Raw genomic sequence first — 14691 nt, forward strand, 5'->3', positions numbered from 1 at the left:
ACAATATAATAAATCATCGCAAAAAAATGCTTGACAACAGCTCTTTTCTGTCTTAAGCTCTACTCAAATAAAGAAACCGGTTCCATGAGCGTTGTAGTTCGCACAAGCAATATGATTCGCATCAATGGAGCGACCATTATGGTTCGCACAAGCAACATGATTCGAATCAATGGAGCGACCATTATGGCTCACATAAACAATATAACCGGCACAAGAAATACAATCACTATACCAATGGAGAGGAGGGAGATCTTTTGAGAGTTACAATCACAGATATTGCTACTGAGGCTAAAGTGTCTAAAGCAACAGTATCGCGTGTTCTTAATGATTCAGGGTCGGTTGATCCACAAACGAGAGAACGTGTTTTGGCTGTTATTCAAAAAAGAAAGTATTCTCCTTCTGCTACAGCTAGGAGTTTGTCAAAAAGAACCTCTTCTGCTATCGGTATAATTGTTCCTGAGATTAGCAACCCTTTTTTTGGAGAACTTCTTAAAGGAGCCAGTGAAATTATCGATGCGAATAATCTTACTATGATTTGTTGCAATTCGGATGATTCTCCTGAGAAGGATAAGAAAGCTTTGAACATGCTAAAAGACCAACGGATCAGAGGTCTTATCTATACAGCAGCAGTTGATTATAGTTCGCAAGAAGAAAGAAATTTCCTGACTAATATAATCAAGGAACTTCATGCTCCGACTGTTTTAGTCGATAGAGAAATAGATTATTTAAATGTAGATGGAGTCTACTTTGATGATTTTAAAAGCGCATACGACGCTACCATGGCTTTTATAAAAGCAGGGCATAGGAAAATAGGTTTGCTTAACGCTCTGCCGGACAGGGTTTTGCCAAGAACAAGACAGTCTGGTTATCTACAAGCTCTCAAGGATGCAGGAATAAAAGTAAATCCCGAATATATTTTTGATGGTGAATATGATAAGAAGAAGTCATATGAGATTACAAAAAAATGCCTGCAGATGCCTGATGCACCGACTGCAATGCTTACATGTAACAACTTTACCAGTATGGGTTTTTTGAAGGCTTTGTATGAGGAGGGTAAATCCATACCTAAAGATATATCCTGCATAGGTTTTGACAAAATAGAAGCTCTCGACATAATGTCTATAAACTTCAACTACATTTATAGAGACGCTTTTATAGTTGGCAAAAAAGCAATGGAATTATTAATTAAGCGAATGGCTTTTCCTGACAAAGCACCGGAAAAAGTAATAGTAGAATCTCCGATGCGAATAAAAGAGCTTTAGAATGACAGAAAAGACAGAATAGCAAAATTCATAGTTTTATCAAAATGCATATTAGTAGTTACATCGAAACAGGTATACTCGACCAAAGTAAAAGCAAAACAGGGAAAAGAATTTTTTTGATCTCTATGGAACCGGTTACAAAAATAAATAGTACAAAGAAGCAAAAACAAAAATAGGAAGCTTTTTTATTTCCCATTCATGGAACCGGTTCCACGAACAAAGACAGCAAAAACACCGAAGTCCACACGAAGCCAACAAAGACAGCCAAAACACCGAAGCCCGCCAAAACAACACAGAACAACACAAAGCCCAACACAGAACAACATAGAAGCGAAATAAGAACTTAGGAGGTATATTGTGGAAACAGAATTAAAACTAGTAATAGGTTGCGATCTTGCTGCTTATGATTTCAAAGAAGAGATACTCGCTATTATGCGTGGCAGAGGCTATACCATAGACGATTTTGGATGTTTTTCTTCCAAAGAAGGACTATATGCTATTTCTGCTAAAAAAGTTGCTGACGCGGTAGCTGCTGGCAAATATGATTACGGATTACTTTTTTGTGGTACAGGTCAGGGAATGGCAATGGCTGCGAACAAAGTTAAGGGAATCAGAGCTACTTTATGCTATGACATTTTCCCGGCTGTGATGAGTAAAGAACATAATAATGGCAATATTCTTTGCACTGGGGCATGGATGATTGATGTTCCTCAAGCAATACGCATGATTGAAGCTTGGTTATTTGCAAAATATGCCGGTAATCATGATGACGGTCTGGGTCTGATTTCAGACTATGAGCAAATTACATCTGAACCATAATCATAAGAAAAATAAAAGAATCACGCGAGGAGAAACGAAATGAATCAGAGAATTAACGAAATTTCCAGTGTTGTCTTAGCGGAATTGAATCAGGTTTTTAATCTTGTCAATGATTCAACCGTGAGAGAACTACTGGAACTGATCAAGAGCAAAGAGAACATATTTGTGCTTGGAGCGGGACGAGAAGGTCTTTCTGCTAGGACTTTTGCAATGAGGCTAATGCATCTTGGCAAAAACGTTCACTGGATCTGGGACGATACTACACCTGCTATTGGAAAGGAGGATTTGTTGATCTGTGCTTGTGGATCTGCTGATGTAGGTCATGAGAATCACATCTGCCAAATGGCTAAAAACAGCGAAGCGACAATTGCTTTAATAACCGCTTCTAATGAAGGCTATATTCTTAAGCTTGCAGACACCATCGTAAATATACCAGCAGAAGCTTATAAGGCAAAAGGTGATTTCGTTAAGTCGCAGCAATTAATGGGGAATCTGTTTGAACAGACTCTTTTCATTCTATTTGATGTGCTGATTATGATGCTGAGAGAAGAGATGCAGATAACAAGACAGGAAATGGTAAGTCGTCACAGAAATGTAGAGTAAATATAGTTTCCAGAAAAGCTGATTGTTAATTGCAACAAGCTTTTCAAGACAAAAATTTCAACCAACTAAAAAAACAACCCAACTAAAAAACCAACCCAACTAAAAAACCAAGGAGACAAGTATTTAAGTCGAAGTTTGAAAGGAGTACAAAATCATGAAATCTATGAAGATGAAAAAATTTGTAACATTTATTCTGGTGCTGGCTATGCTGATTTCAGTTGCCGCTTGCGGTTCTACCGGAGATACAACAGCAGGTACTACAGCGGATTCCAATTCAACAACAGCAGATAATTCAGGTGATGATTCTACAACCCCTGCTGGTGGAGATGATTCGTCAGACTTATTTGACCCAGCTAATTTCAAATCTGATAAAGATGAGTCCGAATGGACAATAGCGGTTGTTACTAAAGATAATACTGCCGCCTGGTTTGCCAGAATGGAAGAGGGCGTTCTTCAGTATAAAGAAGAAACCAGTCTAAATGTTATTCAAAGAGGTCCGGCAACTGGTGATGCTGCTTCGCAGGTACAGGTTGTAGAAGATTTGTTGGCTCAGGGCGTTGATGCTCTTTGTGTTGTACCTATAGATCCGGCTGCTTTGGAACCTACTTTGCAGGCTGCTATGGAAAGAGGAATTGTTGTTGTAACACATGAAGCATCAACACAGGAAAATACTCTTTTTAACATCGAAGCTTTCACAGCTGATCAGTTTGGTGCAGCTTTGATGGATGCTCTTGCTGCCGAAATGAACGAAGAAGGCGTATACACAACAATGGTTGGTTATGCTACATCAGCTTCGCATATGGACTGGATGAATGCGGCAGTAGCTCATCAGAAAGAAGCATATCCAAATATGACCTTGCTTAATGACCAGAATCCTGGTGCCGAATCAGAAGAGAGTCGTGATGTTTCATATGAACGTGCCAAAGAACTTTATAAAGCAAATCCTGATTTAGCAGGTGTTTTAGGCGCAGCATCTACTGATGCACCTGGTCTTGCTAGAGCTGCCGAGGAGCTTGGCATCGAAGATAGAGTTGCAATAGTAGGAACCGGTACACCTAATGAATTGAGCACATATATCTCTAATGGTTCAATCAGAGCGATTAAACTTTGGGATCCAGCTGCAGCAGGATACGCAATGTGTGAATTAGCGGTAAAAATTCTCAGAGGAGAATCAGTAGGTGATGGTGTTGATCTAGGTATTGAAGGCTGGACAAAGATGAATATAGTTGCTGGTACAACTAATCAGCTGACCGGTTCAGGCGATCTTACTATTAATGCAGAAAATCTGGACGAATACGATTTCTGATAAATCTGAAACTGAAAAGATAATATAAGAGATTCCGCTCATCTTATTTTTCACCAGATTGATGAGATGGGCGATTCTCTTCTATCTCAGGCAACAGACCAATGAGATGGGCGATTCTTTTTCATCTTAGAGAAAATCAGGAAGAAAGGCAGGAGAAAATGGATAATATTCTTTCTGTAAGTAATATAAAAAAATCTTTTGGCGGTGTTCGTGCTTTAAAAGGTGTTGATCTTCAGATTAAAAGAGGAGAAACGCATTGTCTGGCAGGAGAGAACGGTTGTGGTAAATCTACACTGATAAAAGTTATATCCGGATTTTATAAGCCTGATGCTGGCGAAGTAGAGCTTGATGGAGTTAAATATTCATCGCTTACACCACCTGAAGCGATCAAAGCAGGTGTGCAGGTTATTTATCAGGATTTCTCAATTTTCCCCAATATGACTGTTCTGGAAAATCTGGCATTAAATCAGGTGATCGCAAACAAGAAAAAAATAGTCAACAGAAAAGAATTTAAAAGGATTGCTGCCGAGGCTGTAAGTAAAATCAATTTTGACGTTGATCTGGATGCTTTGGTAGAAACTCTGCCTGTGGCAGATAAACAGCTGATCGCAATTTCAAGAGCTCTTCTTGATAATGCCCGGCTGATAATTATGGACGAACCAACTACTGCTCTGACCAGAAAAGAAGTTAATCGACTTTTTTCCATAATCAATGATCTCAAAGCAAATGGAGTTACCATTTTATTTGTTTCACATAAGCTGGACGAGGTTTTTGAAATATCTGACAGCATTACAATTCTGAGAAATGGTGAAAATGTAATATCTTGTCCTGTAGCAGAAATGAACGAGAAAAAATTCACTTATCATATGACAGGAAGAGAATTTCCGGAAAATAACACTACCAAACAAATCAACTTAGGAGAAACCGTTCTGGAAGTAGATAATTTATGTGCTCCGGGATTTAGAGATATAAGTTTCAAATTGCAAAAAGGAGAAATCCTTGGTATTACAGGTCAATTAGGATCTGGTAGAACTGAACTTGCAATGAGTCTTTTTGGCATGCTTAAACCTACTGACGGCAAAATAAAAGTTAAAGGTCAACAGGTAGAAATAAAAAATCCGGTAAAAGCTCAGAAATTAGGGATTGCACTTGTGCCGGAGGATAGATTGACTGAGGGCTTATTCCTGCCGCAATCAATCATGCGTAATATCACAGTTACAAAGCTGGCAGACTTTTCAAAAAAAAGCGGCAGCCTTGATTATAAGAAGCTGGAAGATGAATCAGCCAGGTGGATTAAGGAAATATCAATTGCGACAAAAGACGATTCATTACCGGTGCAGACTCTCTCTGGCGGCAATCAGCAGAAGGTTGTTCTTGCCAGATGGCTGGCAACCATGCCGGAAATACTGATACTTAACGGACCGACTGTAGGTGTGGACATTGGTGCAAAATACGATATTCATGCTTTGCTGCGGGTGCTGGCTGAATCGGGAAAAGCAATCATAATAGTGTCCGATGATTCATCTGAAATTATCTCCACCTGTAATCGTGCCCTGGTTATGCAAGGCGGACAGATAACAGGGGAAATGTCAAACAATGATCTTAGCCAGCAAAATCTGGCTGAAGCATCGATGTAAGCTGCCGGGGGTGAAGAAGAATGAATAAACTACTCAAAAGAGCTTTTAAGCAAACAGAATTTTATGTTCTGATAATAATTATCGCACTTAGCATTTTCATACAAATACGATCAGGGCAGTTTTTCACCAACAATAATATTGTTGATCTGCTGCGCTCAATGATCGTGCCTTCGATGTATGCCATCAGTGCTTTTCTGGCATTTATCAGCACAGGGCCGGATGTATCATTCCCGATGATCGCAGCATTAAGCAGTTACGGAGCAACAACTGTCGCTTTAAACAGTGGCTATAGCGGATCGGTATTTTGGCTTTTCCTCCTTGCCGGAGTTTTTGGTCTGTTTATGGGGGCACTTAATGGCTTTATCATAGTTAGATATAAATTTCCCAGTCTGATAGTAACTTTAGGAACATCTTCCATTTTCAGCGGTATTCTTCTTGGCGTATTCGGTGCAAAAAGAATGGAACTGCCAGCTGTCATGGAAAATTTTGGCAAATCATCGTTATTTACCGTGAAAAACGCACAAACAGGACTTGGATCAAATATGCCTGTTACTTTCCTTATTCTAATTGGCTTATATATAGTCGCCTATCTGATACTTAATTTCACTGTGGTAGGAAGAGGCGTTTTTGCCATAGGTGGAGATGAAATATCAGCAGAAAGAGCTGGTTTTTCGGTAAAAGCAATCAGATTCGGAGTTTTTTGTGCCAGTGGCATCGTTGCTGCCATAGCAGGAATGACATATACCACTATGACCCAGTTCTATCTGCCTACAGAATTTTCCGGTGCTGAAATGACAGTAATCGCAGCTATTATTCTTGGAGGTACAAGAATGAACGGCGGTGTAGGCACACTCCGCGGAGCATTGCTTGGCACTTTTCTCATAGTAATGGTTACAAACAGCCTGCTTCTGATAGGTATACCAGTTTACTGGCAGCGGGTTTTTACCGGCATAATAATTATTGTTGGAACGGGTATCTCTGTTATGCAAAGCAATCGCAGTAAACGCCAAGGGCAAAAGAAGGGGGTTGTAAAAGCATGAACAGCCAGAGATCAATTCTCAAAAAAATAGACGGCAATCTGATAAGACTTTTGCTGACATTGTTCTTAATAGTGATAGTCGCATCAAGCGTAAAACCTGATAATTTCCCGACTTCTGCCAATATTCAGTCAATTATGAAGCAGCTTGTAGAATATGGACTATTATCACTTGGTGTAGGTGTAGCAATGATCTCCGGAGGAATAGATTTATCCACCGTCTACATTGCCAATCTTAGCGGTATCGTATCAGCGACTTTCATGAAAGCAATGATACTGCCTGGTATATCACCAGCTCAAGAAACAACATATATATTTATCTCGGTACTGATAGCTTTTGCCGTGGGTATAACATGTGGATTTTTCAACGGTCTTCTGATCGCTCAGTTTAATATCCCGCCTATGCTGGCAACACTGGGAACCTTCCAGCTTTACATGGGAATCGGAGTAGTAGTATCCAAAGGAACAACCATCAGCAGACTACCGACATCTTTCTCCAATATTGGTAATATGCAGCTTTTCGGATTTGTACCACTTGCTTTTATCATATTTATTCTGGTAGCAATAGTCTTAACTTTGCTGATGAACAAAACAAAATTTGGTATTAGGACATATCTTGTAGGAACAAATCCCAAAGCCGCCGAATACGCAGGCATAAACAGGAAGATGATTCTGATAAAAGTCTATATTATCTCAGGAATACTATCTTCAATAGCAGGTCTCATCAGTCTTGCCAGAATCAATTCGGCAAAAGCAGACTTCGGCTCAAGCTATACCATGACCAGTATCTTGATCGCAGTTCTTGGTGGCATAAATCCAGATGGAGGATCCGGCTCAGTTTCAGGAATAGCCGTATCTGTAATCATACTGCAAGTGCTATCCTCCTTCTTAAACATGTTCCCCAATATAAGTAATTATTATCGCGACCTGATCTGGGGCGTTGCCCTGATTGGTGTGCTCGTACTAAACCATTATCTCAACAAGAAAAAATCTAGAAAAATGTGAGGAATACAAATGAAACACGGAATTTATTATGCCTACTGGGAAAAAGAGTGGCAGGCAGATTATCTTTACTATATTAAAAAGGCCGCAAAATTAGGCTTTGACATCATGGAAATATCAGCAGCTCCACTTACAAATTACAGTACAGAACAGATAAAAGAATTAAAAAAATGCGCAGAAGACAACAATATTACTTTAACCTGCGGTTATGGACCCAAAGAAGATCAGAACATAGCATCACCAGATCAGGCGATCAGAAAAAACGCGGAGAAATTTTTTACCAACTTATTGCAAATCATGGAAAAAGGCGGCATCAAGTTGATAGGCGGAGGTCTGTACTCATACTGGCCGGTTGACTACAGCAAGCCGCTAAACAAAATAGAAGACTGGCAAAGAAGTGTCGAAGGCGTTGCCAAAGTTGCTAAAACAGCAAAAGAATTAGGCATAGAATACTGTCTGGAATCGCTGAACCGATTTGAGGGCTATCTGATAAACACAGCAGCAGAAGCAGTTCAATTTGTAAAAGAAGTAGATAATCCCAATGTGAAAGTTATGCTTGATACCTTCCATATGAACATCGAAGAAGATAGCATAGGCGGAGCAATCAGAACCGCAGGCAAATATCTGGGACATCTACATACCGGCGAATGCAATCGACGTGTACCCGGATTAGGCAGAACCCCCTGGAGAGAAATTGCAGAAGCACTGCATGATATTAACTATCAAGGCGCCGTAGTAATGGAACCTTTTGTCAAAATGGGCGGCGAAGTAGGCAGTGATATCAAGGTATGGCGCGATATTTCAGACAATGCAGATGAAGAGAAAATGGATATAGCAGCTCAAAAAGCTCTGACATTTCAAAGATATATGCTTGATTGAAGCAAAAAGAACTTTATAAACACGGCAAATATTCAATATAGAATCGCTTATTTTATCACAGAAAAAGGCGCAGGAAAAAGAGGAAACAAAGATGTTAAATCAAGATATCTTCAGCAATGCAAAACAAATGTGGACTGCAAATGCAGAGCAAATAGCAGATCTGGCTCACACGATAGATGCACAAACATACAATGATATCTACAAAATGATAGCAAAATGTAAAGGCCGTATTGCAACAATGGGCATGGGCACATCCGGAATCGCAGCCAGGAAAATCGCACACATGCTCTGCGTTGCCAATATACCGTCCTGGTACGTTTCGCCCGGCGACGCCGCACACGGAGCATTTGGCTCAGTCGCCGAAGGCGATGTTCTGATCATGCTCTCCAAAGGCGGAGCAACAGAAGAATTGACAAATCTGCTCGAATCCATAAAAGAAAAGTCAATCAAGCTGATAACGATAACACACAATATCGACTCACCACTAGCAAAAGCAGCAGATATCGTACTACAGCTAAATACGATCGAATCAGACCACAAAAAAATGCTGCCAACCGCCAGCATTCTAGCAATAATATCAATATTTGACGCCATCGCCGACGAACTAACAAAAGGATCGCAATTTTCCGAACGCTTATTTTATCTCAACCATAATCACGGAGCTGTAGGCGCAAAACTAAAGCAAGCAATACAAAAATAAGAAAAATCATTTTTGATTTCAAATTCATCTATTAAAGAGGCGAAGTTTCAGCAAAAAATCTTCGCCTCTTTGCTCGTCTGTCAAAGGGACACTCGGCCGCCGGGGGCTCTTTGATTTGCCACAAGACTGCGGGTTTTTGAGACACTCTTCGTCGATAAAGCGAGTCGATGCGAAACGAAGGGACACTTTTTGCAATAAAGCAAGTGATGCGAAACGAAGGGACACTCAAATAAAATAATTTAAACGCTGGTAAAAGCCTAATATCAGTCTTTCCCAAAGATTTGAGAATAAAAGGTGTCTGACACATGTGTCAGACATTATTTAAAGCCCAACTGCTGAAATTCGTTGCCCTAGAGGCGGCTTCAGAGATTCAAGAAACAACCTTGATTGACACATGTGTCAGATAAGGGTCGTATTCATATTCGGCTAGGATGTAGTGATAACAGTAGTTTTAAGCTTTTTTGTTATTTTATCAGAGTGTCCCGGCATAAAACCATTGGCAATATAAAACAATAAATGATAAAATAATTCTGTTCAAAAGATGAACACTAAAGCAGAAAACTATAAAAGATAGAAATCACAAAGGATCGGAGGGCTTAATGAATACTGATCAGGATAAAACTGCTAAAACAAAAATAAAACAACCAGCGGTAGACAAAGAATACATATTGCTGCAAGAGATTGAATCAAACAGCACCGTTTCCCAGCGCGAACTATCCCAAAAAGCAGGGCTCTCCCTCGGATCGGTAAATCTCCTGCTAAAAAAAATGATTCGCCAGGGATTGGTAAAAATGGAATTAATTCCAGCAAACCGCATAGCCTATATGTTAACACCAGCTGGCATAGCAGAAAAAGCCTTCAAAACAGTCAGATATGTCAAAATACACTATCAGGTAATAGAAGAAACAAAACAACGCATAATTAACAGCCTGGAAAAACTGCATTCACAATATGAAGACATCTATATCCTAAGTCCTGAGGATGAATTAGAAGAAATAATAAAACAAGCAGTTACCGAGTATAAAGCAAAAAAACCGACAGCAACAATAGTTTTAGTCAAACAGGAAGAAAGTCCGGAAAACCTGAAAAATAAGATCAAAGTAAATAAACATAGGAAAACAGCAGTCCTTTCTTTATCTCAAGATATAGTCTATGAAAGACTATGCGAAGAGTACAGAAAATATATAACACCAATAAGTTTGATGGAACTGTTTTAGTGAGTTTGTATTTTAATAGCTTTAACTGCCGGATAGTGCCGGATAGTGCCGGGTAGTGCCGGATAGTGCTGGGTATTTTCAATAACTATTAAGTAGTGCTAAGAAGTTCGATAGATTTTGAAAAATAGCCTCACTCAGATGCTAATTCCATTGAATACGAGGGGGTTAGAAATCAAACTATAAAGGAATCCTTGATAGTTCAAGACGGGCTACATAATGTGAGATGACAAAAAATAGAAAGAACGTAAATTGTGGAGAACGAGTGTTCAAATACAACATTCAATGTGTTGCAGAAAAAAGTCAAGAAATAAATAAGAAATTCATAAATAAGGAAGGATAATCACAAATGTCTGAAAATAAAAAAATCTGGCTTTCTTCGCCACATATGAGTGATGAAGGTTATGAATTGCAGTACATACAAGAAGCTTTCGACACTAACTGGATAGCTCCACTAGGACCAAATGTTGACGAGTTTGAAAAAGAGTTTGCTATAAAAGTTGGTTCAAGAAATGCAGCGGCTTTAACTTCTGGAACTGGAGCTATTCATCTTGCACTTAAGGCTATCGGTGTCGGTGAGGGCGATATTGTTTTTTGTCCAACTCTTACTTTCTCAGCTACCGCCAATCCAATAATCTATGTTAATGCTACTCCTGTATTTATAGATAGTGATTATGAAACCTGGAACATGTCACCAGAAGCACTAGAACAAGCTTTTCAAAAATATGGTAACAAGGTAAAAGCTGTTATAGTTGTTCATTTATATGGATTATCTGCTGATATGGATAAAATCATGGATATTTGTGACAAGTACAAAACCACAGTCATTGAAGATGCTGCTGAATCTTTAGGCACCTATTATAAGGGTAGACACACTGGAACTTTTGGTAAATATGGTGTTTTTTCTTTTAATGGGAACAAGATCATCACTACATCAGGAGGTGGCATGCTTGTTTCTGATGACGAAGAAAAGATCAAAAAAACAAGATTCTGGGCTACTCAATCAAGAGATCCAGCAAGGCACTATCAACACAGTGAATTAGGCTTTAATTATCGTATGAGTAATGTAGTAGCCGGTATTGGCAGAGGACAACTAAAAGTACTAGAGCAGAGAGTAGCTAAAAAGAAATATATCTTTGATTACTATAAGCGAGAGCTAGGCGTGCTAGATGGTATAGATTTTATGCCAATTAATGAATGGAATAAACCAAATTATTGGCTTAGTGTGATAACATTAAAAGGCAATATACGACCTATAAAAATAATGGAAACCTTGGAAGTTGAGAATATAGAATCAAGGCCTGTTTGGAAACCAATGCATATGCAGCCATTTTTTGAAAAGTATGATTATATTGGTGGGGTTGTAAGTAAAAATCTTTTTGAAAATGGTGTGTGTTTACCATCTGATACGAAGATGATGGATGAAGATATTGAAAAGATTTGTGAAATTATAAAATGTTTATGGAAATAAGTGGGAGATATGACGGAGAGAAAAGCTGATAACGAAATAAAAATATCAAAAGGTTTATATAGAATATTTTTCAAACGCCCGATGGACATTTTTTTGTCCTTGCTTGCAATTATTGTTTTTAGTCCTGTTTTAATAACAATTGCAATACTTGTTAAACTGAAACTAGGCAGTCCTATTTTGTTTAAACAGGACAGACCTGGGTTGAACGAAAAAATTTTTACTATGTATAAATTTAGAACAATGGTAGATAAAAGAAATGAGAACGGAGAGTTGCTTCCAGACAATGTTAGGTTAACAAAATTCGGGAAGATACTTAGATCTACTTCTTTAGATGAGCTTCCAGAATTGTTTAATATTATAAAAGGAGATATGAGTATTGTAGGGCCAAGACCGTTGCTTATTCAATATTTGGAACTATACAATAATCATCAAAAGAGAAGGCACACTGTGAGGCCTGGTTTATCTGGTCTTGCTCAAATAAATGGTCGAAATTGTATTAGCTGGGAAGATAGATTCAATCTTGATATTAATTACATTGACAATATAAGTTTTATAGGAGATTGGAAAATTATTTTGATTACTATAAGGAAAGTTTTTATAAAAGACGGGATCAGTTCTGACACCTCAACAACAATGGAGCCATTTAGAGGAAGTAAGCTTAATCAATAGGAAATACTTCTAAAACAGATAAAATCAAAAGCTGCTTGTAATAGCACATTTAAAAGAACAGGAGGAATGCAATCTTGGTAAAATCAAAACTTATAATTGTCGGTGCCAGTGGACATGGTAAAGTGGTTGCTGACATTGCAATAAAAATGAATAAATGGCGAAAAATAGCATTCCTAGATGATGATGAGTCTATAAAAATATTGATGGGATTAGAAGTCATCGGAAAAACTTCTGATGCTTTCAATTATAAGCATGAAGACGTGGTCTTTGTTGCTATAGGGAATAATTATACAAGAGAAAAAATACAAGATAAATTGACGGTTGAAGGTGTTTCCGTAGTTAAACTGATTCATCCTAACGCAATTATTGGTAATAGTGTGGAAATCGGCAATGGAACGGTAGTAATGGCAGGCGCTGTGATTAACAGCGAAAGCAGAATTGGTAAGGGCTGTATCATTAATACAAGTTCCAGTGTAGATCATGACAGCATAATCGAGGACTATGTTCACGTATCTCCCGGCGTTAGAATTGCTGGTGGTGTTTCTGTTGGCGAAAGAACATGGCTAGGAATAGGTAGTGTTGTAAGTAATAATGTAAAAATATGCAGTGATTGCAAAATCGGTGCTGGAGCTGTAGTTGTTAAAGACATTATTGAATCTGGAACATACATAGGTGTTCCGGCAAGGAGAGTAGATAGGTGAGAAAAATCTTGATACTAGCCAATAATGATATCGGATTGTATAAATTCAGAAAAGAATTAATCCAAGAATTACTGAAGAACAATAAAGTGTATATAGCCTTACCTGATGGTGAATTTGTAAAAGAGCTTGTTAGTTTAGGTTGTGAATTTGTAGTTGTAGATATTAGTAGGCGTGGTACAAATCCTATTGTAGATTTTAAATTAATAGTTAAATATAAAAAAATATTGACCAATATTAAACCCTCTTTGGTTTTATCGTATACGATAAAACCAAACGTTTATGGGGGAATAGTGTGTAGATTTACAAAGACCCCGTACATATCAAACATAACTGGGTTAGGATCTGCTTTTTACAGTAGGGGCTTGCTAAGTAACATAACTACTTTTTTATACAAAATTGCTTTAAAAAAAGCAGCTTGTGTTTTTTTTCAAAATAAGGAAAACGCTGAATTTATGAATATAAAAGGAATAATAAAAGGCAAACAAAAAATAATCCCTGGATCAGGGGTTAACTTACAGCATTACAAAGTATTAGATTTTCCCTGCGATGAAACAATAAACTTTTTGTTTATTTCTAGAGTTATGAGACAAAAAGGCATTGAGCAGTATATTGAGGCAGCCATATATATAAAGAAAAAGTATCCAAACACTAAATTTCATGTTATTGGCTTTTGTGAAGAGGCCTATGAAGAAAAATTGAATGCTCTGAATGATAATGGAATAATATTTTATCATGGGCTGCAAAAAGATGTGAGAAAATTTTACAAGTTATCACACTGCACTATTCATCCAACATATTATCCAGAAGGAATGTCTAATGTATTATTAGAGAGTGCAGCTTCTGGAAGGCCTATTATTACAACTAATAGAAGTGGGTGTAGAGAAATTGTAGATGAGGGCATTAATGGATATCTGATTCAACAACAAAATAGTAAAGATCTTATAAAAAAAATAGAGAAATTTTTATCATTAAGTTATGAAGAAAAAAAAAGAATGGGTTTATCTGGCAGAGCAAAAGTAGAGAAGGAGTTTGACAGGAAAATAGTAATTGATACTTATTTAGAAGAAATTAAAAAAGCTGTGAGGTAAGTGTAGATGGAATATAAAAAATTTTTTAAAAATAAATTTTTTAAAAAGCTATTTGTATATGTGTTTTGGTTTCTGCCGGATAAGCATTATTTGAAAATTGCATACTACTTAAAGCTTGGGAAATCATTAAATATAAAAAATCCAAAAACGTTTAATGAAAAAATAAACTGGTTAAAGATGAATGACAGTCAAGTCCAAAAAGTTGGTGTAAATTGTCTTCCGGTATCTGCATGAATCAGGTGACAACATGCAGGTATGCTGCTCGTTCTGCTAACGCTTCTTTTCTTGCTGTTTCTCTCTCATC

At 37.8% G+C, this 14691-nt stretch carries 15 protein-coding genes; all 15 read left to right on the forward strand.

The features are described 5' to 3' along the window. The first annotated feature begins 254 nt into the window (after positions 1-254). Positions 255-1262, forward strand: coding sequence for a LacI family DNA-binding transcriptional regulator (locus tag AC0KSB_RS09775; RefSeq protein WP_472308735.1), 1008 nt, complete (start codon positions 255-257; stop codon positions 1260-1262). Between the two features lie 357 nt (positions 1263-1619). After that, positions 1620-2081 (forward strand): RpiB/LacA/LacB family sugar-phosphate isomerase, encoded by a 462-nt coding sequence (locus AC0KSB_RS09780; RefSeq protein WP_472308737.1) that lies wholly within the window; start codon positions 1620-1622, stop codon positions 2079-2081. 39 nt (positions 2082-2120) lie between these two features. Beyond that, the gene (hxlB, locus tag AC0KSB_RS09785) at positions 2121-2684 is read left to right on the forward strand and encodes a 6-phospho-3-hexuloisomerase (protein WP_472308739.1); all 564 of its coding nucleotides are present in this window, start codon (positions 2121-2123) and stop codon (positions 2682-2684) included. A 154-nt stretch (positions 2685-2838) separates the two neighbouring features. Beyond that, positions 2839-3990, forward strand: coding sequence for a substrate-binding domain-containing protein (locus AC0KSB_RS09790; protein WP_472308741.1), 1152 nt, complete (start codon positions 2839-2841; stop codon positions 3988-3990). A 101-nt stretch (positions 3991-4091) separates the two neighbouring features. Then, positions 4092-5627, forward strand: a complete 1536-nt coding sequence (locus tag AC0KSB_RS09795) for a sugar ABC transporter ATP-binding protein (RefSeq protein WP_472308743.1) — start codon at positions 4092-4094, stop codon at positions 5625-5627. 20 nt (positions 5628-5647) lie between these two features. Further along, positions 5648-6667: an ABC transporter permease gene (locus AC0KSB_RS09800; protein WP_472308745.1), complete on the forward strand. Its 1020-nt coding sequence runs from the start codon at positions 5648-5650 to the stop codon at positions 6665-6667. Next, the gene (locus AC0KSB_RS09805) at positions 6664-7668 is read left to right on the forward strand and encodes an ABC transporter permease (protein WP_472308747.1); all 1005 of its coding nucleotides are present in this window, start codon (positions 6664-6666) and stop codon (positions 7666-7668) included. The genes AC0KSB_RS09800 and AC0KSB_RS09805 overlap by 4 nt, the downstream gene beginning before the upstream one ends. A gap of 9 nt (positions 7669-7677) precedes the next feature. After that, positions 7678-8544: a D-psicose 3-epimerase gene (locus AC0KSB_RS09810; protein ID WP_472308749.1), complete on the forward strand. Its 867-nt coding sequence runs from the start codon at positions 7678-7680 to the stop codon at positions 8542-8544. A gap of 91 nt (positions 8545-8635) precedes the next feature. After that, positions 8636-9244, forward strand: a complete 609-nt coding sequence (locus AC0KSB_RS09815) for an SIS domain-containing protein (protein WP_472308751.1) — start codon at positions 8636-8638, stop codon at positions 9242-9244. 599 nt (positions 9245-9843) lie between these two features. Then, a complete protein-coding gene (locus tag AC0KSB_RS09820) occupies positions 9844-10461 on the forward strand; it encodes a winged helix-turn-helix transcriptional regulator (RefSeq protein ID WP_472308753.1) in 618 nt (205 codons plus the stop codon). Positions 10462-10807: 346 nt separating this feature from the next. Further along, on the forward strand, positions 10808-11929 hold the full coding sequence (locus tag AC0KSB_RS09825) for a DegT/DnrJ/EryC1/StrS family aminotransferase (protein WP_472308755.1): 1122 nt from the start codon (positions 10808-10810) through the stop codon (positions 11927-11929). A 9-nt stretch (positions 11930-11938) separates the two neighbouring features. Beyond that, positions 11939-12598, forward strand: a complete 660-nt coding sequence (locus tag AC0KSB_RS09830) for a sugar transferase (protein WP_472308757.1) — start codon at positions 11939-11941, stop codon at positions 12596-12598. Between the two features lie 74 nt (positions 12599-12672). Then, entirely contained in the window at positions 12673-13299 is a 627-nt protein-coding gene (locus AC0KSB_RS09835) for an acetyltransferase (protein ID WP_472308759.1), read from the forward strand. After that, positions 13296-14387 (forward strand): glycosyltransferase family 4 protein, encoded by a 1092-nt coding sequence (locus AC0KSB_RS09840; protein WP_472308761.1) that lies wholly within the window; start codon positions 13296-13298, stop codon positions 14385-14387. The genes AC0KSB_RS09835 and AC0KSB_RS09840 overlap by 4 nt, the downstream gene beginning before the upstream one ends. Before the next feature lie 6 nt (positions 14388-14393). After that, complete coding sequence (locus AC0KSB_RS09845) at positions 14394-14621, forward strand: hypothetical protein (RefSeq protein WP_472308763.1); 228 nt, start codon at positions 14394-14396, stop codon at positions 14619-14621. The last annotated feature ends 70 nt before the right edge of the window (positions 14622-14691 follow it).

It is taken from the genome of Ercella succinigenes, assembly GCF_900002895.1.

Coding starts and splice junctions, on each gene's coding strand:
- hxlB (WP_472308739.1), top strand. CDS start 2,121: ATGAATCAGAGAATTAACGAAATTTCCAGTGTTGTCTTAGCGGAATTG.
- AC0KSB_RS09790 (WP_472308741.1), top strand. CDS start 2,839: ATGAAATCTATGAAGATGAAAAAATTTGTAACATTTATTCTGGTGCTG.
- AC0KSB_RS09795 (WP_472308743.1), top strand. CDS start 4,092: ATGAGATGGGCGATTCTTTTTCATCTTAGAGAAAATCAGGAAGAAAGG.
- AC0KSB_RS09800 (WP_472308745.1), top strand. CDS start 5,648: ATGAATAAACTACTCAAAAGAGCTTTTAAGCAAACAGAATTTTATGTT.
- AC0KSB_RS09805 (WP_472308747.1), top strand. CDS start 6,664: ATGAACAGCCAGAGATCAATTCTCAAAAAAATAGACGGCAATCTGATA.
- AC0KSB_RS09810 (WP_472308749.1), top strand. CDS start 7,678: ATGAAACACGGAATTTATTATGCCTACTGGGAAAAAGAGTGGCAGGCA.
- AC0KSB_RS09815 (WP_472308751.1), top strand. CDS start 8,636: ATGTTAAATCAAGATATCTTCAGCAATGCAAAACAAATGTGGACTGCA.
- AC0KSB_RS09820 (WP_472308753.1), top strand. CDS start 9,844: ATGAATACTGATCAGGATAAAACTGCTAAAACAAAAATAAAACAACCA.
- AC0KSB_RS09825 (WP_472308755.1), top strand. CDS start 10,808: ATGTCTGAAAATAAAAAAATCTGGCTTTCTTCGCCACATATGAGTGAT.
- AC0KSB_RS09830 (WP_472308757.1), top strand. CDS start 11,939: ATGACGGAGAGAAAAGCTGATAACGAAATAAAAATATCAAAAGGTTTA.
- AC0KSB_RS09845 (WP_472308763.1), top strand. CDS start 14,394: ATGGAATATAAAAAATTTTTTAAAAATAAATTTTTTAAAAAGCTATTT.